The organism is Streptomyces sp. NPDC008092, from assembly GCF_042957285.1.
Lineage (GTDB): Bacteria > Actinomycetota > Actinomycetes > Streptomycetales > Streptomycetaceae > Streptomyces.
This window is the reverse complement of the sequence record NZ_JBIBHY010000017.1, coordinates 226,298-245,649: the sequence shown is the minus strand read 5'-3', so window position 1 is coordinate 245,649 and position 19,352 is coordinate 226,298. Positions and strand designations below refer to the sequence as shown.

The window sequence follows — 19,352 nt, the reverse complement described above, 5'->3', positions numbered from 1 at the left end:
GTTGACTTTTGGCACGCTGTTGAGTTCTCAAGGAACGGTCGCTTCCTTTGTACTCACCCTCTCGGGCTTTCCTCCGGGCTTCCCTTCGGTGTTTCAAACTCTATCAGTGTTTTTCCGGCCCTCTGACCACCCTCCCGCAGGCATGCGGAAAGTGATCCCGAGTTAGGATCTGACGAGTTTGGGTGCTGCTCGGTGGCGATGCTTTTCCGCACCGCTTGGTCCCAAGCAGGAGTACGACTGTACACGGAGCCTCGAAGGCCGCGCAAATCGAATAGGCTGGTGGTCTAGACCACTACCTGGTAGCTTCCATGCGGAACCGCCAGTTCATCTGACATACGCTGCTGCTCAGCGCCGTCCGGGACAGGCAGTGACGGCCCATGAACAGCACCACTCCTGGGAGGCTTCCCATGACCACCGTGACGTCCCCGCTCGCCGGACGCGCCGTCGGACTGGCCGCAGTGCCGGATCCGGTCTTCGCCGGGGCCATGGTCGGCCCGGGTACCGCCATCGACCCCGCGCGTGAGCCTTCCGAGGTCGTCGCGCCCGTGGACGGAGTCATCGTCTCCCTCCACCCGCACGCGTTCGTCGTGGTCGACGAGAGCGGCCACGGCGTACTCACCCACCTCGGCATCGACACCGTGCAGCTCAACGGGCAGGGCTTCGAACTGCTCGTCAACAAGGGCGACACCGTGGCCCGCGGTCAGGCCGTGATCCGCTGGAACCCGGCCGAGGTCGAGGCCGCCGGCAAGTCCCCGGTCTGCCCCGTCGTGGCGCTGGAGGCCACCGCCGACTCCCTCTCCGACGTCCGTGAGGACGGTGACGTGAAGGCCGGCGACACTCTCTTCGCCTGGAACTGACCCGTCCCGGGCCGAGGACCGACCCTGCCGCCATGCCGTCGTACGACGGAGCAGGCGGCGACCACGACAACCACCGCGGCGGCGGGACCCGCCGCACTATCGGAGACGGGTGAGATGGAGACAACGCTGCGAGGCGTCGGCGTGAGCCACGGAGTGGCGATCGGCGAGGTTCGGCACATGGGAACGGCGGTGCTGGAGCCGCCTGCCAAGCAGATCCCCGCGGAAGAGGCGGAGCGGGAGCAGGGGCGTGCCCGTCAGGCCGTGGATGCCGTGGCGGCCGACCTCACGGCGCGCGGCAATCTGGCGGGCGGCGAGGCCCAGGCGGTGCTTGAGGCGCAGGCCATGATGGCGCAGGACCCCGAGTTGATGTCCGACGTGGACCGCCGGATCGCTGTCGGCAGCACCGCCGAACGTGCCGTGTACGACGCGTTCGCCGCGTATCGCGAACTGCTGGCCGCGGCGGGCGAGTACCTCGCCGGCCGGGTGGCCGACCTGGACGATGTGCGGAATCGTATCGTCGCCCGGCTGCTGGGTGTTCCGATGCCGGGTGTCCCGGACAGTGACGAGCCGTACGTGCTGGTGGCACGGGATCTGGCGCCGGCCGACACGGCGCTGCTCGACCCCGCCCTGGTGCTGGGCTTCGTGACCGAGGAGGGCGGGCCGACGAGCCACAGCGCGATCCTGGCGCGGGCGCTGGGGGTGCCGGCCGTGGTGGCGCTGCCGGGTGCCGGGGAGCTCGCCGAGGGCACCGTGATCGCCGTCGACGGCAGCACCGGTGACATCTTCGTGAACCCGAGTGCGGAGAAGAAGGCGGCGCTGACCGCGGCGGCGGCCGAGCGGAAGGCGGCGTTGTCCGCCTCGACCGGCCCCGGCGCGACCGCTGACGGGCACAAGGTGCCGCTGCTGGCCAACGTGGGCGGTCCTGCGGACGTGCCGGCCGCGGTGGCGGCCGGTGCCGAGGGCGTCGGTCTGTTCCGTACCGAGTTCCTGTTCCTGGACGACAGCAAGAGTGCTCCTTCCGAGGAGAAGCAGGTCGAGGCCTACCGTCAGGTGCTGGAGGCGTTCCCGGAGGGCCGGGTCGTCGTGCGGGTGCTGGACGCGGGCGCGGACAAGCCGTTGGACTTCCTGACGCCGTCGGACGAGCCGAACCCGGCGCTGGGCGTGCGTGGTCTGCGGACGCTGCTCGACCACCCGGATGTGCTGCGTACCCAGCTGACGGCGTTGGCGAAGGCGGCCGAGGGGCTGCCCGTCCACCTTGAGGTCATGGCGCCGATGGTGGCGGACCGCGCCGATGCGAAGGCGTTCGCGGACGCCTGCCGGGCGGCGGGGCTGCGGGCCAAGTTCGGCGCGATGGTGGAGATTCCGTCGGCCGCGCTGCGGGCGCGCTCGGTCCTTCAGGAGGTCGAGTTCCTGTCGCTGGGGACGAACGACCTGGCCCAGTACACGTTCGCCGCCGACCGTCAGGTCGGTGCGGTGTCCCGGCTGCAGGACCCGTGGCAGCCCGCGCTGCTCGACCTGGTCGCGCTGTCGGCGGAGGCGGCACGGGCCGAGGGCAAGAGCTGTGGCGTGTGCGGTGAGGCCGCGTCGGATCCGCTGCTGGCCTGTGTGCTGACCGGTCTGGGTGTCACCTCCCTCTCCATGGGTGCGGCGTCGATTCCTTATGTCCGGGCGATGCTGGCCAAGTACACGCTGGCCCAGTGCGAGCGGGCGGCGGCGGCCGCGCGCGCCACCGACAGCGCGGACGAGGCCCGGGCGGCGGCTCAGGCGGTGCTGTCCGGCGAGTAGTCGGCGGGGCCGTGACCGGCTTGTCCTTCCAGGGGCGCTCCACCTGCGGGTGGGGCGCCCCTGGTGGTTTCAGTGGTGGTGGCCGGGGTTCGTCTCCTGGTCGCCCAGGTCGGGCGGCGCGCAGTAGTCGACGTCGGATTCCGGTGAGATGAGGTCTCCGGATTCGACGTCGGTGCAGTACGCGTCGAAGACCTCGCCTGCGGTGAGGGGCCCGAGGGCGTTGCCGCGCAGCCGCCAGCCGTAGACGCGGTCGGGGGTGCCGGGGGCGCTGGTGCGCATGACGAGTCCGCCGGGGCTGTTGGTGGCGAGGCCGAGGGCGAGGACGCTGGTGAATTCGAGGGCTTCGGCCTCGTCGAGGTGGGTGGTGCCGTCGCTGTTCTGGTCGGCGTGGAGGACGGTGACGAGGGTTTCGGGTGGTCCGGAGACGCTGCACACGAGGTGGCGGTTGCCTGCCGGGGCGGTGTCGAGGATGCGGGTCAGGAGGTGGGAGGCGCGGGTGAAGGCGGCGCGTCCGATGTCCTCGCCACAGGTGTGGCAGGGGCCGAGGCGGGCGAGGAGGGTGCTGGCGTATTCCCAGGTGGCCTGCCGTACCGCCTCGTCGACGAGGGCGGGGACGAGGTCGGTGAGGGGGCGGCCGTCGTAGGGGACGGTGGGGCCGGTGGCCGCGAGTTGGGCGGTGAAGCGGGTGCGGCTGGCCGGGGCGTCCGGGTCGAGGCCGGTGGCTGTGCAGAACTCGGCGTATTCCTCGGGGTCGAACAGGGCGAGTGTGGTGTGGGTTCCTTCGGCGGCGCGGGTCCTGAGGAGGGCTTCGATCTGGCGGAGGTAGGTGAGGTGGTCGTCGAAGGTGAAGGTGCGGTAGCGCCGCATGGCTCGGAAGTCGTGTTCGTCGGTCAGCAGGCCGATGGTGCCGGCGATCTCGCGGCGCAGGACGCGTCGCATGGTTCGGTGGTCGGTGCGCGCCATGGTTTCCCCCGTGTGCTGTCTGTGTGCGGTCTGGGCGTGATCGGTCAATGCTCACTCACAGTAACCGGCGCCACTGACAACGGGAGCGGACGTCAGGCGCGCTTGCGGGCGAAGTCCTCGAAGTAGGTCAGCAGGTCGAGGTTGTCGATGGAGCCGGGGTTGACGGCCTTCTCCAGGGGTGCGCCCTGGAGCAGGCGCTTGACGGGGACCTCGATGCGCTTTCCGGTGAGGGTGTGCGGGACGCCGGGGACCTCGATGACCTCGTCCGGGACGTGGCGGGGCGAGAGCTGTTCGCGGATGGCCTGCTTGATGCGGTTCAGCAGGGTCTCGTCGAGGACCGCGCCGGGTGCGAGGTGGACGAAGAGGGGCATCCAGTAGCCGCCGTCGGGCTGTTCGATGCCGATGACGAGGGATTCCTTGATCTCGGGGAGCCGTTCGACGACCTCGTAGATGTCAGCCGAGCCCATCCGTACGCCCTGGCGGTTGAGTGTGGAGTCGGAGCGGCCGTGGATGATCACGGTGCCGCGTGAGGTGACGGTGATCCAGTCTCCGTGGCGCCAGACGCCGGGGTAGGTGTCGAAGTAACTCTCGTGGTAGCGGCTGCCGTCGGGGTCGTTCCAGAAGCGGATCGGCATGGAGGGCATGGGGTTGGTGACGACCAGTTCGCCCACTTCGTCGATGACGGGACGGCCGGCCGGGTCCCAGGCCTGGAGGTCGGTGCCGAGGCCGGGTGCCTGCAGTTCGCCGGTGTAGACGGGGAGGGTGGGTACGGCGCCGGCGAAGCAGGAGCAGACGTCGGTGCCGCCGCTGACGGAGGCGACCCACAGGTCGGCCCCGCTCGCGGCGAACTCGTCGTGCAGCCAGCGGAAGCCGTCGGGGGGCAGCGGCGAGCCGGTGGTGGCGACGCATTTCACCCGGGAGAGGTCGTGGTCGCGGGAGGGGTGCACGCCGGCCTTGCGGCAGGCCATCACATAGGCGGCGGAGGTGCCGTAGAGGGTGGCTCCGGTGCGTTCGGCGACGCGCCACTGGGCGCCGGTGTCGGGGTAGCCGGGGCTGCCGTCGTACAGGACGACGGTGGTGCCGGTGAGGAGGCCGGAGACGAGGAAGTTCCACATCATCCAGCCGGTCGAGGTGTACCAGAAGAAACGGTCCTCGGGGCCCAGGTCGCAGTGCAGGCCGAGTTGTTTGAGGTGTTCGACCAGGATGCCGCCCTGGGACTGGACGATGGCCTTGGGCAGGCCGGTGGTGCCCGAGGAGTAGAGCACCCAGAGAGGGTGGTCGAACGGGACCTGTTCGAATTCTGGTTCGGTGTCGGCCGCGGTCAGGGCCGACCAGTCCAGGGCGCCTTCCGGAGCGGGGGTGCCGAGCAGCGGGATGTGGACGACGGCCCGCAGGGTGGGCAGTTCGCGGCGGAGTTCGGCGACGATCTCGCGCCGGTCGTGTTCCTTGCCGCCGTAGCGGTAGCCGTCGACGGTGAACAGGACGACGGGTTCTACCTGCTGGAAGCGGTCCAGGACGCTGCGGGCGCCGAAGTCAGGGGCGCTGGAGGTCCAGACGGCACCCACGGCGGCGGTGGCGAGGAGGGCGACCACGGCCTGCGGGACGTTCGGGAGGTAGCCGCTGACGCGGTCGCCGGGGCGGACGCCGAGGGCGCGGAGTTCGCCGGCCAGCGAGCCCACCTGGCGGCGCAGCTCGGTCCAGGTGACCGGGCGGGGTTCGTGGGTCTCGTCGACGTACAGGAGGGCGGGTTCGTCCGCGCGGGTGGCGGCGGCGCGCAGGGCGTGCTCGGCGTAGTTCAGCCGCGCGCCGGGGAACCACTCGGCGCCGGGCATGGCGCGGTTGCCGAGCACGCGCGTGCAGGGCGTCGAGAACCGCACGTCGAAGTATTCCGTGACGGCCTGCCAGAAGGTGTCCAGGTGGTCGACGGACCAGCGGTGCAGGGCCGGGTACCCGCCGTCGGCGGGGGCTCCGTGGCGTTCCGCCGCCCAGGACTGGAACCTGGTGATGCGTGCCTGGGCGATCCGTTGCGGATCGGGCTGCCAGAGCGGCTGGGGGTTCGCGGTCGACATGGGGCGGCTCCCGGGCTTCTGCGCTTTGTGTGCGTGGGACGCGCACGGGCAGGGGTGTGCGCGTGACGCGGCTGACAGGGACGATGCCATGTGATCGACTTCTACACCAGGGTGCGCTCCACATAGTCCGTGTCGTGAAGATGTGGTCCCGGCACGGGTGAACGGCAGTTGAACGGCACGCGTGTGTGGAGCGCTGAGTGGCAGGGTGAGCAGTATGGACGGTCGTGACCTGGTGCGTTCGGTAAGAGTGGTCGGTTCGAGGAAGGCGGCTCAGGGGTTGCGTACCGTACGGGCGGCGTGGCGCAGGAAGCGGATCGATGCCGCCGGGCTGCCGCCGCGGGGGGCGGAGCGGGCCCGGGTGCCGGGGCCGGTGCAGGACGCGGAGCCGGGGCCGGGCGGCGGTGTGATCCGGTTCAGCCGGTCCGAGCTGCGGATCACGGTCGCGGTGAACGGGGCGGTCTTCTGGGGCTGGGACGGGGCCGGTCCCGAGCCGTCGTACGCGCTCGCGGGGCGCTGTCCGGAGCCGGATCCGCGGGCGGTTCTCGAACCGGACACCGACGGCGGCTGGCGGGTCGTGGCGGAGCGGGTGAAGGTCAGTGTCTCGCGGCACGGCGCGGTGGAGGTGTGCACGCCGGGTGGCGTGCTGCTGCGGCGGGATCTGCCGCCGCGCTGGTGGGAGCCGGTGGGCGGGGGTGCGGCGCGCTGGGTGCAGCGCTCGGAGGTGGCGGCGGACGCGCGGTTCTTCGGGCTGGGCGGGCGTGCCTCGGGGCCGCGGCTGCGGGACGGCACGTACCGGTTGTGGAACACCGATCCCGGCCGTGCCTTCGGGCCCGGTGACGATCCGCTGTACATCACCATGCCGGTGCAGCTGGTGGTGGCGGACGCGGCGGCGCACCTGGTGTTCCACGACAGTTCCTGGGACGGGACGGTGACGCTCCGGGAGGGCGAGGAGGGCGCCGGTTCCGGGCACGACCGGACCGGGCGCAGCGAGCTGCGGATGGACGGCGGTCCGCTGCGTTGCTGGGTGATGGTGGGCACTCCCGCGCGCGTGCTGCACACGTGGGCCTCGCTGACGGGCGCGCCCGCGCTGCCGCCGGCGTGGGCGCTGGGCCATCACCACGCGCGTTGGGGTTTCGGCAGCGAGCAGGAGGTGCGGCGGATCGTCGCCGGTTACCAGGAGCGCGGTCTGCCGCTGGACGCCGTCCACCTGGACATCGACCACTACGACGCGCACCAGGTGTTCACGGTCGATCACGAGCGTTTCCCGAAGCTGCCGACGCTGGCGGAGGAGTTGCGGCGGGACGGGATCCGGCTGGTGTCGATCGTCGATCCTGCGGTGGAGGCCGAGGCGGGCAATGCCGTCCACGACAGCGGGACAGCGGTCGACGCCTTCGTCCGTGATCCGTCGGGGCGGACGGTGGAGGGGGTGGTGTGGCCCGGGGAGGCGGTCTTCCCCGACTTCACGGACGCGCGTGTGCGCGCGTGGTGGGGCGGGTTGTACGAGGAGCGGCTCGCGCTGGGCTTCGCCGGGTTCTGGCACGACATGAACGAGCCGACGTCGTTCAGCGCGTTCGGTGAGTCGACGCTGCCGCGCTCGGCGCGGCACGCTCTGGAAGGGCGCGGCGGCGACCACCGTGAGGCGCACAACGTCTACGCGCTCTGCATGGCGCGGGCGGCCTACGAGGGTCTGCGCGGACTCGCACCCGGGGAGCGCCCGTTCCTGTACTCCCGGTCGGGCTGGGCCGGTATGCAGCGCTACGGGGGCAGCTGGTCCGGTGATGTCGCCACCGGCTGGCCGGGGCTGCGCGCGTCCCTGTCGCTGGTGCTGGGGCTCGGGCTGTGCGGGGTGCCGTACTCGGGTCCTGACGTGGGCGGTTTCGACGGGAGTCCGTCGCCGGAGCTGTTTCTGCGCTGGTTCCAGCTGGGCGCCTATCTGCCGCTGTTCCGTACGCACGCGAGCATGCGGGCGGGGCGCCGGGAGCCGTGGGAGTTCGGGGCCGAGGTGCTGGAGCACGCGCGCGTGGCGCTGCTCGAACGGCGGCGGCTGCTGCCGTACTTCATGACGCTGGCGCAGCTGGCCCGGCGGACCGGTGCGCCGTACGTGCGGCCGGTGTGGTGGGGTGCGCCGGAGGACCGGGCGCTGCGTGACTGCGAGGACGCGTTCCTGCTGGGCGACGCTCTGCTGGTGGCCCCGGTGCTGGATCCGGGTGCCGACCGGCGTGCGGTGCAGCTGCCCCGTGGCCGCTGGTACGACACGGTGACCGAGCAGGCGTACGAGGGTCCCGGGCAGGTGCTCCTCGATGCCCCGCTGTCGCGGATCCCGGTGCTGGCACGCGCGGGTGCCGTCCTGCCCGTGCGGGACGAGGACGGCGGGACGCGGCTGGAGGTGTGGGCGCCCGCCCGGGGGCGGACGGGGGGCGGGCTGTTCGTGCCGGACGCGGGCGACGGCTGGGAGGAGCCGGAGGTCGAGCGTTACGTCGCCCGCTGGGAGGGCCGGCGGGTGGTGGTCGCGCGCGAGGACGAGACCGGTGCGAGCGAGCCGTCCCGGCCCGTCCGGGTACGGGGGGCTGGAATGAGCGGGAGGGCTCAGTAACGGCCCTCGAACCACGCGCGTACGGCCACGCTGTGCAGCGGGAAGGCGAGTTCCTCGGGGCGGCGCAGCAGGTGCCAGCCCTCCGTCTCGTCCGTGGCGCCGGACGGCGGGAGGCCTTCGGCCGGGCGTTCCGGGAGCAGGCCGAACAGCAGCAGGTGCCCGTCGGGTGAGCTCATGGCGTCGACGAGCCGTACGTCGCGGGCGGCCGCGTCGATGCCCGTCTCCTCCTTGAGCTCACGGACGACGGCGTGCCGCCAGTCCTCGCGGTCGTCGACGTAGCCCCCGGGCAGCGCGATGCCCCCGCGCGCGGGGGCCACGGTGCGGGTGATGACGACCAGGGCGGTGCCCTTCGTGTCGTAGACGGGCTGAAGGGCGATCGCCACCGGCAGCGGGTTGCGGTAGGCGACGTGGCCGCAGGCCGGGCAGGTGCGGGGCCAGCCGGAGATTCCCTCTCCGTAGGCCGCTCCGCAGCTCGAACAGTGCGAGTCCGGAGCGGAGTTGGCAATTGGGTGCTGATTTTCGGACACGCGCGGACTTTATCCGATCGGGAGTACGACGTCTTACGGTCAGGGGAACGCTTCCTTCCGGAAGTGAACCGACATGTGGGGGCCCCTGAACCGGAAACGGGCGGGGCGGCCGGGGGGCGCCGACGCGGCCTGCCCAATCCGGGCCACCCGTGGCACACTTCTGACGTTCCGTCAGATCTCGTGTCCTGGAGGAGCTTTGTCACGTACACGCAGGCCGGCGGTCGACGCCTGGTTCACGGGCGAGGGGGACGGATTCCGGCTGCTGGGGACCCGCTGTGCGGCCTGCGCCTCGGTCTTCTTCCCGCGTGAGGACGTCCACTGCCGCAATCCCGGCTGCGCGGGCGGCGACCTGGAGGAGGTCCCGCTCTCCCGGCGCGGACGGATCTGGTCGTACACCGACAGCAGATACCGTCCCCCGTCACCCTATGTGAGCGACCCGGAACTTCCGTGGGAGCCGTACGCGTTGATCGCTGTGGAGCTGGAGTCCGAGCGGATCGTGGTGCTGGGACAGGCGGTTCCCGGGATCACCGTCGCCGATCTGGCGGTGGGCATGGAGGTGGAGGCCGTCCCCGGAGTTCTGGGCGAGGACGCGGAGACGACCTGGACGACCTGGCACTGGCGGCCGACGGGGGTGGCGGCATGACGGCGGACGTGGCGGTGCTCGGCGTGGGCATGCACCCCTGGGGCAAATGGGGGCGGAGCTTCGTCGAGTACGGGACGGCGGCGGCCCGCGCGGCGCTCGCGGACGCCGGACTGCAGTGGCGGGACATCGGCTCGATCGTGGGCGCGGACACGGTGCGTGGCGGGTATCCCGGCCATGTGGCCGGCGCTACCTTCGCGAAGGCACTGGGCTGGCAGGGGGCGCGGGTGGCGAGCGTGTACGCGGCGTGCGCGTCCGGGGCCCAGGCGGTCGCCGCGGCGCGGGCACAGATCTTGGCGGGCCTCGCGGACGTCGTGCTCGTGGTGGGTGCGGACGCGGCCCCCAAGGGCTTCTTCCGGCCCGCCGGAGGTGACCGGCCGGACGATCCCGACTGGCTGCGCTTCCGGCTGCTCGGGGCGACGAATCCGACCTACTTCGGCCTGTACGCGCGTCGCCGGATGGCGGTGTTCGGGGACACCCCCGAGGACTTCGCCCTGGTCAAGGTGAAGAACGCGGCGCTGGGGGCGCTCAACCCGTACGCCCGCTACCGCAAGCGGGTCACCCCCGAGGAGGTCGCCGCCTCCCAGTTGGTCGCCGATCCGCTGCGGCTGCTGGACATCTGCGCCACCTCCGACGGCGGGGCCGCACTGGTCCTGTCCAGCCTGGAGTTCGCGCGCCGGCACGGGGTGGCACGGCCGGTGCGGATCCGCGCGGTGTCCACCGTCACGCCCCGCTACCCGAACACGGTGCTGGACCTGCCGGACATCGCCACGGACTCCGCGGCGGCGGTGGAGCCGTCCCCGGAGCCCTTCCGGGCGTCGATCGCACGGGCCGCCTACGAGGAGGCGGGCATCGGCCCCGAGGAGCTGTCGCTCGCCGAGGTGTACGACCTCTCCACCGCGCTGGAGTTGCAGTGGTACGAGGATCTCGGGCTGTGCGCCGAGGGTGAGGCGGCGAAGCTGCTGCGCGAGGGATCGACGGCCCCGGGCGGCCGCATACCGGTCAACGCCAGCGGGGGGCTCGCGTCCTTCGGGGAGGCGGTACCGGCCCAGGCGATCGCCCAGGTCTGCGAGCTGACCTGGCAGTTGCGGGAGGCGGCGGGCGACCGGCAGGTGGCGCACGCGCGCGTGGGGATCACGGCCAACCAGGGGCTGTTCGGGCACGGCTCGTCCGTGATAGCGGTGCGCTGACGGGGCGGTTGTGACCGCAGAGGTGCATACCCTGCGTGACCAGCCCGAAATGGTGCGTGAACGTCTCATGAACTGCCCCTGGGCGTGCGCCGGTGGCGTCATCATGCTCCCGTGCGCACCTGGACGGATGCTCTCCGTTTCGCCTTCCAGCCGGTGGTCAATCTGACGACCGGCGGGATCGCCGCACTGGAGATCCTCGCCCGCCCCGAGACCGGCGACATCCTCGGCGAAGCCCGCCGGAATCCCGAACTCGACGGCAGGCTCGCGGTGCTGGCCTTCCGCGCGGCGGCCCGCAAGGAGACGCTGCTGCCGCTGCACATCAACGTCTTCGCGGCCACCCTGGCGGACCTGGGCGGCATCGGACCACTGCCCGAGGCCGTCCGCGAGGCTGGACGGATGCCCTGGGAGGTCACCCTGGACATCGTCCCGCCGTACACGCACGTGCCGCAGCGGGCCCTGCTGGAGGCCGTGGCGGTGCTTCGCGGCCAGGGCTTCCGGATCAGCGCGGACGGCATCGGGGACGGGGACGTGCCGCTGCGGCTGCTCACCGACCTCTCCCCCGACCTGATCAAGCTCGACGCCTCGCTGCTCGCCCGGCCGGCCGCGGTGCGGGCGATGCGGACCCTGTGCGAGGAGCTCGGCGCCCTGGTGGCCGTCGAGGGTGTGGAGACCGAACTCCAGTACTCGGCCGCGCTGTCGGCCGGGGCGCAGCTGGCCCAGGGCGAGCTGTTCGCGCCCCCGGCCCGGATCCCGGTCGCGGAGGTATACGTTCCGCCGCCCTCCCCCGCCGCGGTGCCTGCACCGCGCTCCGGGCCGTACGTGCGGGAGTTCATCCGGCCCGCCGCCCTCCTGCCGGTCACCGCGTCCGCGTTGCAGGTGCGGGCGCTGCTGACCGGCTCCCCGGATGTCTCCGGTGTGCTCCTGGTGGACCAGACGGGCGCCCCCGTCCGGTCCGTGCACCGCTCCCGCTTCCTGCTGTCGATGTCCGGCCGCTACGGGCACGCCCTGTACGCGGACCGCCCGGCCTTCAAGCTGGGCGACGCCCCGCGCACGGTCGGCGTCGACGCGACCGCCTGGGAGGTGCTGGACGTGGTGGCCGTCGGCGGCCCGGACCGCACCTCGGACGATGTGACGGTCGTCGACCGGTACGGGCGCTGCGTGGGCGTCGTACGCCTCGCCGACCTGGTGCGGGCGCTCGCCGAGACCCGGGTCGAGGAGGCGGCCGGGCTCAACCCGCTGACGCGGCTGCCCGGTTCGGACGCGATCACGGGCGAGGTGGACCGGTGGCTCGCGGACGGCCGCGTCTTCGCGCTGAGCTGGCTGGACATCGACCACTTCAAGCAGGTGAACGACGGCGCCGGGTTCGCCGCGGGCGACGAGCTGATCCGTTCGGTGGGACGGGCGCTGCAGGAGGCCGCCGCCGGGCACGCGCGCGTGGGGCACATCGGCGGGGACGACTTCCTGGTGCTCGCCGACGAGACGGGGCTGGACCAGGTCGCCGCCCTGCTCGACGCGCCCTGGTCCGCGGGCGGGCGTCCCGTCACGCTGTCCCTGGCCACCGTCGTGTGCGATCCCGGCAGTGTGGCCGACCACCGGCAGGCGGCCGCCTGTCTGGCGCCGCTCAAGAAGGCCGCCAAGGCGCTCGACGGGGCGAGCTGGGTACTGGGGCGGGCGGGACTGCCCGGGCACGAGATCCGGCGCGGCTCCGGCGCGGCTCCGGCGCAGGCCGGATACGCGGCGGTGGAGCCGTGACAGCTGCCGTCCGGCGGGTTGCCTGTCATCGTTGCCGTCGGCGACCTTGACGCCCCCTGAGTGCCGGTGAAAACTTCCGGTGTCGGTCGACATCGCCGTACATTCTCGGCGTATTCAGGCACTGCGCCATGGGCTGCTCCTGTCCCGGAGCTCCTTCCCCCATGGGCGATTCGGCCGCTACGGCACGCTCGTCATGGACGCCGGGCGGGGCGCGGGACCTTCCCTGCCTTCGGCTGACGTCGCCAAGGGAACCGTTCCTGCTCAAAGCGCCGGGGTCGATCCCCGGCCAGCGCCCTAGGAGCCGCCATGAGCAACGGAGACATCTTCGTCGGCGAAGTCATCGGTACGGCCATCCTGATCCTGTTCGGTGCGGGTGTCTGCGCCGCGATCACCCTGAGACACTCCAAGGCCCGGGCCGCGGGGTGGGTGGCGATCGCGTTCGGCTGGGGCTTCGGCGTCCTGGCCGGCGCCTACACCGCCGCTCCCCTCTCCGGCGGGCAGCTGAACCCCGCCGTCACCATCGGCATCGCCGTCGACACCGGCAAGTGGGGCAAGGTCTGGGTCTATCTGCTCGGCCAGCTCGTCGGCGCGATTCTGGGCGCCGTCCTGACGTACCTGGTCTACCTGGCCCAGTTCCAGGCCAATGTGCCCGACGAGGAGTCGGGTGAGGAACCGACGCCGACGCTCGGCATCTTCTCCACGATCCCGGAGATCCGGAACCCGGTCGCCAACCTCGTCACCGAGATCATCGCCACCGTCGCCCTCGTCCTGCCGATCCTCGCGTTCGGACTGACCAAGGGGCTCGGCGAGTCCGGCACCACCGTGCTGATCGTCTCGCTGCTCGTCGTCGGCATCGGGCTGTCGCTCGGCGGCCCCACCGGCTACGCCATCAACCCGACGCGGGACCTCGGCCCGCGGATCGTGCACACCTTCCTGCCGATCCCCAACAAGGGCACCTCGGACTGGGGTTACGCCTGGATCCCGGTCGTCGGCCCCCTGATCGGCGGGGCGCTCGCGGGCCTGATCTACAACGCGGCCTTCTGACGCGGCGCGGACCTCCCACCCACGCAGCCTTCCGACCCAGCGACCAAGGGGTAGCCATGACGGACACCGCCGAGAAGTACGTCGCCGCAATCGACCAGGGCACCACGTCGAGCCGCTGCATCATCTTCGACCACGGCGGCGCGATCGTCGCCGTCGACCAGCGCGAGCACCGCCAGATCTTCCCCAAGCCGGGCTGGGTGGAGCACGACGCCACCGAGATCTGGTCCAAGGTGCAGGCCGTGGTGGCCGGGGCGCTCGCGGGTGCGGGGCTGCGCCCCGACCAGCTGAGCGCGCTGGGCATCACCAACCAGCGCGAGACGACCGTCCTGTGGGACCGCGCCACCGGCAAGCCCGTGCACAACGCGATCGTCTGGCAGGACACCCGCACCGCCGCCCTGTGCCACGAACTCGGCGGCAGCGACGGCCAGGACCGCTTCCGCGAGCAGACCGGGCTGCCCCTGGCCAGTTACTTCTCCGGGCCCAAGGCGGCCTGGCTGCTGGACAACGTGCCCGGGCTGCGGGACCGGGCCGAGCGCGGCGAGATCGCCTTCGGGACCATCGACTCCTGGCTGATCTGGAACCTCACCGGCGGCACCGACGGCGGCCGGCACGTCACCGACGTCACCAACGCCGGGCGCACCATGCTGATGAACCTGGAGACCCTCCAGTGGGACCCCGCCATCCTCGCCGCGATGAACGTCCCCGAGGCGGTCCTGCCCGAGATCAGGTCGTCCGCCGAGGTGTACGGCACCGCCGTCGGCCAGCTCGCCGGGGTGCCGGTGGCGTCCGCGCTGGGCGACCAGCAGGCAGCGGTCTTCGGCCAGGCCTGCTACGACGTCGGCACCGCGAAGAACACCTACGGGACCGGCAGCTTCCTGCTGCTCAACACCGGCAACCGGCCGGTGCCGTCCAAGAGCGGGCTGCTGACGACGATGGGGTACCGGATCGGCACCGAGGCGCCGGTGTACTGCCTGGAGGGTTCGATTGCCATAACGGGCGCGCTCGTCCAGTGGTTCCGCGACCAGCTCGGCATCATCCGCACCGCCGACGAGATCGAGACGCTGGCGGCGAGCGTCGACGACAACGGCGGCGCCTACATCGTGCCCGCCTTCTCCGGCCTGTTCGCGCCCTACTGGCGCTCCGACGCGCGCGGGGTGGTCACCGGGCTGACCCGGTACGTCACCAAGGCGCACCTCGCCCGCGCGGTGCTTGAGGCGACGAGCTGGCAGACGCGGGAGGTCGTGGACGCCATGTACCAGGACTCCGGGGTGCCGATCACCACCCTGAAGGTGGACGGCGGCATGACGAAGAACAACCTCCTGATGCAGCACCAGGCCGACGTCCTCGGGGTGCCCGTGATCCGGCCCCGGGTCTCCGAGACGACCTGTCTGGGTGCCGCCTACGCGGCCGGCCTGGCCACCGGTGTGTGGAACGACCTGGACGAACTCAGGTCGCACTGGCAGAAGGACATGGAGTGGACGCCCGCGATGGCGGCGTCGACACGCGAACGGGAGTACACGAACTGGCGCAAGGCCGTGGAGAAGAGCTTCGGCTGGCTGGAGGACGGCGAGTAACCACCCCGGACCACGGCCCGTACCCCGGTCGGCGGGGGTACGGGCCGTGCCGCCGCCCTTCAGGTCGTGGCGGCCTGCCGGTGGCCCGCCGCGTACGCCATCGCGTGCTTGACGACGCCGATGAGCACCTCCTTGACCGACTCGCGGTCCCGGGCGTCGCAGAGCACGACCGGCACGTCCGGATCGAGGTCGAGAGCCTTGCGGACGGAGTCCACCGGGTAGCGGGCGGCGTCCTCGAAGCAGTTGACGCCGACGAGGAAGGGGATGGACCGCCGCTCGAAGTAGTCGACGGCGGCGAAGCAGTCCTCCAGGCGGCGCGTGTCGGCGAGCACGACGGCCCCCAGCGCGCCCTCGGCCAGTTCGTCCCACATGAACCAGAACCGTTCCTGCCCGGGCGTGCCGAACAGGTACAGCACCAGGTCCTCGCGCAGCGTGATGCGGCCGAAGTCCATGGCGACGGTGGTGGTGTGCTTGCCCTCGACGCCGGAGGTGTCGTCGACCGGTCGCCCGGCCTCGGTGAGCAGTTCCTCGGTGCGCAACGGCCGGATCTCGCTGACCGCGCCGACCAGGGTCGTCTTGCCCACGCCGAAGCCGCCGGCCACGAGGATCTTGAGCGTGACGGGCTCGACCGGGGGCTTGCCACGCTCAGATCGCCCGAAGATCATCGAATTCTTCTCCTGCTTGATGGGGTCGGTGATGGGGGTCGGTGATGGGGTCATCGACGAGGCGGGGTGACGGGTGACGGGCGTCCGTACCCGCCGCCGCCCGGGGTTTCGATGACGAGTACGTCGTCGAGACCGACGTCCGCGGCATCGCTGCCGCCGAGTTCGGTGACCGTGCCGTCGGCCCGCTCCACCCGGTTGGCGCCGAGTGCGCCGGGTTCGCCCCCGGCCATGCCGTACGGCGGCACGCGGCGGTGCTGGGAGAGGGTGGAGACGGTCATGGGTTCCAGGAAGCGGACGCGGCGGACCGCGCCGTCCCCGCCGTGCCAGCGGCCCGCGCCGCCACTGCCCGCCCGTACGGCGAACTCGTCGAGGCGGACGGGCAGCCGCCATTCCAGGACTTCCGGGTCGGTGAGCCGGGAGTTGGTCATGTGGGTCTGTACGACGCTCGCGCCGTGGAAGCCGTCACCGGCTCCGGAACCGGAGGCGACCGTCTCGTAGTACTGGTGGCGTTCGTTGCCGAAGGTGACGTTGTTCATGGTCCCGGAGCCCTCGGCCTGGACGCCGAGCGCCGCGTAGAGGGCGCCGGTGATGGCCTGGGAGGTCTCGACGTTGCCCGCGACGACGGCGGCCGGCGGCTCGGGGGCGAGCATCGAACCCGGCGGCACAACGATGTCGAGCGGGCGCAGGCAGCCGTCGTTGAGGGGGATGTCGCCGGCGACGAGGGTGCGGAAGACGTACAGCACGGCCGCGTTGACGACGGCGAACGGGGCGTTGAAGTTGGTGGCGAGCTGGGCGGAGGTACCGCTGAAGTCGACGGTCGCGCGCCGGTTGGCGCGGTCCACGCGCACGCGTACCCGGATGACCGCGCCGGAGTCGGTCTCGTAGGCGTACGCGCCGTCGTCGAGGGCGTCGATCACCCGGCGGACCGCTTCCTCGGCGTTGTCCTGGACGTGGCGCATGTAGGCCTGGACGACGTCGAGACCGAACTCCTCGATCATCCTGCCGACTTCGTCGACGCCCTTGCGGTTGGCGGCGATCTGGGCGCGCAGGTCGGCGAGGTTGGTGGGGATGTTGCGGGAGGGGTAGCGGGCCTCGGCCAGCAGCCGGTGCGTCTCGGTCTCCCTGAACCGGCCGTCCTCGGCGAGCAGCCAGTTGTCGAAGAGGACGCCCTCCTCGTCGATGGTGCGGCTGTTCGCCGGCATCGAACCCGGCGCGATGCCGCCGATCTCGGCGTGATGGCCGCGGGAGGCGACGTAGAAGAGGATCTCCGGGGTCCGGCCGGGGTCACCGTCCGTGTCCGCCGCGCGGTCGGTGTCGAAGACCGGCGTGATGACCGTGACGTCGGGCAGGTGGGTGCCGCCGTGGTACGGGTCGTTGACGGCGTAGGTGTCGCCGGGGCGCATCGAGGTGCCGCGGCGGCGGATGACCTCTTTGACGCTGGTGCCCATGGAGCCCAGGTGGACGGGGATGTGCGGGGCGTTGGCCACCAGGTTCCCGTCCGGGTCGAACAGGGCGCAGGAGAAGTCCAGACGCTCCTTGATGTTGACGGACTGGGCCGTCGACTCCAGGCGGGCGCCCATCTGTTCGGCGATCGACATGAAGAGGTTGTTGAAGACCTCCAGCAGAACCGGGTCGGCTTTCGTGTCGAGATCGGAACTCTGCGTGACCGTCGCGCGTTCCATGACCAGATGCCCGTCGTCGGTCGCCGCGGCCCGCCAGCCGTCGTCGACGACGGTCGTGGCGCCTGCTTCGGTGATGACCGCCGGGCCGGTGACGGTCTCGCCCGGGGGCAGGTCCTCGCGGCGGTGGAGGGGTACGACGCGCCAGGCGCCGCCGGTGTGGAGGCGGACGGTCTCCGGGGCGGCGGGAGTGCCCTCGTAAGGGGCGAGGGCGGAGAGATCGGGGGGTTGGGTGATGCCGGTGGCTTCCACGGAGAGGGATTCGACGACGACCGGACGGTCGAGCGTGAAGGAGTACGTGGCGCGATGACGTTCTTCGAAGGCGTGTTTCATCGCGTCGGGGTCGGTGAGTTCGACGGTCAGGGTGGTGTCGGTGCCGTCGTAGCGGAGCTGGGCGCGGCGGGTGACTTCGACGCGGTCCTCCGGGACGTCCTCGGCGAGGAGTTCGGCGCGGGCCGCGGCCTCCAGGTCGTCGGCGGTCTTGCGGACGCCGGGCATGGCGGCGGGCTCCAGCGGGGCCTCGACGGACTGTTCGCGCATGGCGGTGGTGTCGGCGAGCCCGATGCCGAGCGCGGACAGGACCCCCGCCACGGGCGGCACCAGGACGGTGCGGATGCCGAGCGAGTCGGCGACCATGCACGCGTGCTGCCCGCCGGCCCCGCCGAAGGTGGTGAGGGCGTAGCGGGTGACGTCGTGGCCCTGCTGGACGGAGATCCGCTTCACGGCGTTGGCGATGTTGGCCACGGCGATGCTCAGGTAGCCCTCGGCGACCTGCTCGGGGGTGCGGTCGTCGCCGGTACGTCCGCGGATCTCCCGGGCGAGAGCGGTGAAGCGGTCCCGGACCAGGCCGGCGTCCAGCGGCTGGTCCCCGCCCGGCCCGAACACGTGGGGGAAGTGGGCCGGCTGGATCCGGCCGAGCATGACGTTGGCGTCGGTGACGGTGAGCGGGCCGCCGCCCCGGTAGCAGGCCGGGCCGGGGTCGGCGCCGGCCGAGTCCGGGCCGACGCGGTAGCGGGAGCCGTCGAAGTGCAGCACCGAGCCGCCGCCCGCGGCGACGGTGTGGATGTCCAGCATGGGGGCGCGCAGCCGGACGCCCGCGATCTGCGTGGTGAAGACCCGTTCGTATCCGCCCGCGAAGTGGGAGACGTCGGTGGAGGTGCCGCCCATGTCGAAGCCGATGACCCGGTCGAAGCCGGCCAGCTGCGACATCCGGGCCATGCCGACGATCCCGCCGGCGGGTCCGGAGAGCACGGCGTCCTTGCCGCGGAACTGCCCGGCCTCGGCGAGCCCGCCGTTGGACTGCATGAACATCAGCCGCACGCCTTCGAGTTCGTCGGCGACCCGGCGCACGTAGCGGCGGAGCACGGGCGACAGGTAGGCGTCGACGACGGCGGTGTCGCCGCGCGGCACCAGCTTCATCAGCGGGCTGACCTCGCTGGACAGCGAGATCTGCGGGAAGCCGGTCGAGGCGGCCAGCTCACCGATCGCCTGCTCGTGAGCGGGGTACAGGTGGCTGTGCATGCAGACGACGGCGACGGCGCGGATCCCGTCGTCGTACGCCTCCCGGAGCGGGCCCGCCAGCGCGTCCAGGTCGGGTGCGCGCAGCACGGTGCCGTCCGCGGTGACGCGCTCGTCGGCCTCGACGACCCGTTCGTACAGCAGCTCGGGCAGGTCGATGCGGCGGGCGAAGATGCGGGGGCGGTTCTGGTAGGCGATGCGCAGGGCGTCGCGGAAACCGCGGGTGATGACGAGGAGGGTGCGCTCGCCCTTGCGTTCGAGAAGGGCGTTGGTGGCGACCGTGGTGCCCATACGGACGGTGTCGACGCGGGCGCCGATGTCACCGGATCCTTCGAGGAGTTCGCTCACGGCGGCCACTGCCGCGTCGGCGTACCGTGCGGGGTTGTCGGAGAGCAGTTTGCGGGTGAGCAGCCGGCCGTCCGGGCACCGTGCGACGACGTCGGTGAACGTACCGCCACGGTCGACCCAGAACTGCCAGCCTGTCACGTCACTACTC

12 protein-coding genes and 1 pseudogene are annotated in these 19,352 nt (G+C 71.8%); 8 read left to right on the top strand and 5 right to left on the bottom strand.

Translation table 11 applies throughout. The annotated features are described in order from the left end of the window. Window positions 1-407 precede the first annotated feature (407 nt). Both ACFZB3_RS41805 and ptsP read left to right on the top strand, forming a co-directional pair. Window positions 408-857 (top strand): glucose PTS transporter subunit IIA, encoded by a 450-nt coding sequence (locus ACFZB3_RS41805; protein ID WP_391386718.1) that lies wholly within the window; start codon window positions 408-410, stop codon window positions 855-857. A 114-nt stretch (window positions 858-971) separates the two neighbouring features. Continuing rightward, window positions 972-2,642 carry a phosphoenolpyruvate--protein phosphotransferase gene (gene ptsP / locus ACFZB3_RS41800; RefSeq protein WP_391386715.1) on the top strand — a complete coding sequence of 557 codons (1,671 nt, stop codon included), beginning with the start codon at window positions 972-974 and terminating at the stop codon, window positions 2,640-2,642. A gap of 69 nt (window positions 2,643-2,711) precedes the next feature. Here ptsP and ACFZB3_RS41795 read toward each other — a convergent pair whose 3' ends face one another. Next, complete coding sequence (locus ACFZB3_RS41795) at window positions 2,712-3,605, bottom strand: hypothetical protein (RefSeq protein ID WP_391386713.1); 894 nt, start codon at window positions 3,603-3,605, stop codon at window positions 2,712-2,714. Between the two features lie 92 nt (window positions 3,606-3,697). Continuing rightward, window positions 3,698-5,674 (bottom strand): acetoacetate--CoA ligase, encoded by a 1,977-nt coding sequence (locus tag ACFZB3_RS41790; RefSeq protein WP_391386711.1) that lies wholly within the window; start codon window positions 5,672-5,674, stop codon window positions 3,698-3,700. Window positions 5,675-5,888: 214 nt separating this feature from the next. On the opposite strand from ACFZB3_RS41790, the gene ACFZB3_RS41785 reads away from it, so the two are divergent. Continuing rightward, window positions 5,889-8,267: a TIM-barrel domain-containing protein gene (locus ACFZB3_RS41785; protein WP_391386708.1), complete on the top strand. Its 2,379-nt coding sequence runs from the start codon at window positions 5,889-5,891 to the stop codon at window positions 8,265-8,267. On the opposite strand, the gene ACFZB3_RS41780 is transcribed toward ACFZB3_RS41785, so the two are convergent. Next, window positions 8,261-8,794, bottom strand: coding sequence for an NUDIX domain-containing protein (locus ACFZB3_RS41780; RefSeq protein WP_391386706.1), 534 nt, complete (start codon window positions 8,792-8,794; stop codon window positions 8,261-8,263). The genes ACFZB3_RS41785 and ACFZB3_RS41780 overlap by 7 nt on opposite strands. 196 nt (window positions 8,795-8,990) lie before the next feature. On the opposite strand from ACFZB3_RS41780, the gene ACFZB3_RS41775 reads away from it, so the two are divergent. The 5 genes from ACFZB3_RS41775 (at window position 8,991) to glpK (ending at window position 14,994) form a co-directional block, all read left to right on the top strand. Beyond that, window positions 8,991-9,437, top strand: a complete 447-nt coding sequence (locus tag ACFZB3_RS41775; RefSeq protein WP_391386703.1) for a zinc ribbon domain-containing protein — start codon at window positions 8,991-8,993, stop codon at window positions 9,435-9,437. Next, a complete protein-coding gene (locus tag ACFZB3_RS41770) occupies window positions 9,434-10,624 on the top strand; it encodes a lipid-transfer protein (protein ID WP_391386701.1) in 1,191 nt (396 codons plus the stop codon). The genes ACFZB3_RS41775 and ACFZB3_RS41770 overlap by 4 nt, the downstream gene beginning before the upstream one ends. Window positions 10,625-10,735: 111 nt before the next feature. Beyond that, the gene (locus tag ACFZB3_RS41765; protein ID WP_391386698.1) at window positions 10,736-12,376 is read left to right on the top strand and encodes an EAL domain-containing protein; all 1,641 of its coding nucleotides are present in this window, start codon (window positions 10,736-10,738) and stop codon (window positions 12,374-12,376) included. Window positions 12,377-12,682: 306 nt separating this feature from the next. After that, on the top strand, window positions 12,683-13,420 hold the full coding sequence (locus tag ACFZB3_RS41760) for an MIP family channel protein (protein WP_391386696.1): 738 nt from the start codon (window positions 12,683-12,685) through the stop codon (window positions 13,418-13,420). Between the two features lie 56 nt (window positions 13,421-13,476). Continuing rightward, window positions 13,477-14,994 carry a glycerol kinase GlpK gene (gene glpK, locus ACFZB3_RS41755; RefSeq protein ID WP_391386693.1) on the top strand — a complete coding sequence of 506 codons (1,518 nt, stop codon included), beginning with the start codon at window positions 13,477-13,479 and terminating at the stop codon, window positions 14,992-14,994. Window positions 14,995-15,053: 59 nt separating this feature from the next. Here the strand turns inward: glpK and ACFZB3_RS41750 are convergent, their stop codons facing one another. Beyond that, the gene (locus ACFZB3_RS41750) at window positions 15,054-15,659 is read right to left on the bottom strand and encodes an ATP/GTP-binding protein (protein ID WP_391386691.1); all 606 of its coding nucleotides are present in this window, start codon (window positions 15,657-15,659) and stop codon (window positions 15,054-15,056) included. Further along, window positions 15,640-19,342: pseudogene (locus ACFZB3_RS41745) on the bottom strand (hydantoinase B/oxoprolinase family protein). The gene ACFZB3_RS41750 and the pseudogene ACFZB3_RS41745 overlap by 20 nt, the downstream one beginning before the upstream one ends. Between the last annotated feature and the right edge of the window lie 10 nt (window positions 19,343-19,352).

Excerpts from the sequence above, each read along its gene's own strand:
- ACFZB3_RS41785 (WP_391386708.1), top strand. The coding sequence starts at position 5,889 with ATGGACGGTCGTGACCTGGTGCGTTCGGTAAGAGTGGTCGGTTCGAGG.
- ACFZB3_RS41770 (WP_391386701.1), top strand. The coding sequence starts at position 9,434 with ATGACGGCGGACGTGGCGGTGCTCGGCGTGGGCATGCACCCCTGGGGC.
- ACFZB3_RS41760 (WP_391386696.1), top strand. The coding sequence starts at position 12,683 with ATGAGCAACGGAGACATCTTCGTCGGCGAAGTCATCGGTACGGCCATC.
- ptsP (WP_391386715.1), top strand. The coding sequence starts at position 972 with ATGGAGACAACGCTGCGAGGCGTCGGCGTGAGCCACGGAGTGGCGATC.
- ACFZB3_RS41750 (WP_391386691.1), bottom strand. The coding sequence starts at position 15,659 with ATGATCTTCGGGCGATCTGAGCGTGGCAAGCCCCCGGTCGAGCCCGTC.
- ACFZB3_RS41805 (WP_391386718.1), top strand. The coding sequence starts at position 408 with ATGACCACCGTGACGTCCCCGCTCGCCGGACGCGCCGTCGGACTGGCC.
- ACFZB3_RS41795 (WP_391386713.1), bottom strand. The coding sequence starts at position 3,605 with ATGGCGCGCACCGACCACCGAACCATGCGACGCGTCCTGCGCCGCGAG.
- ACFZB3_RS41790 (WP_391386711.1), bottom strand. The coding sequence starts at position 5,674 with ATGTCGACCGCGAACCCCCAGCCGCTCTGGCAGCCCGATCCGCAACGG.
- glpK (WP_391386693.1), top strand. The coding sequence starts at position 13,477 with ATGACGGACACCGCCGAGAAGTACGTCGCCGCAATCGACCAGGGCACC.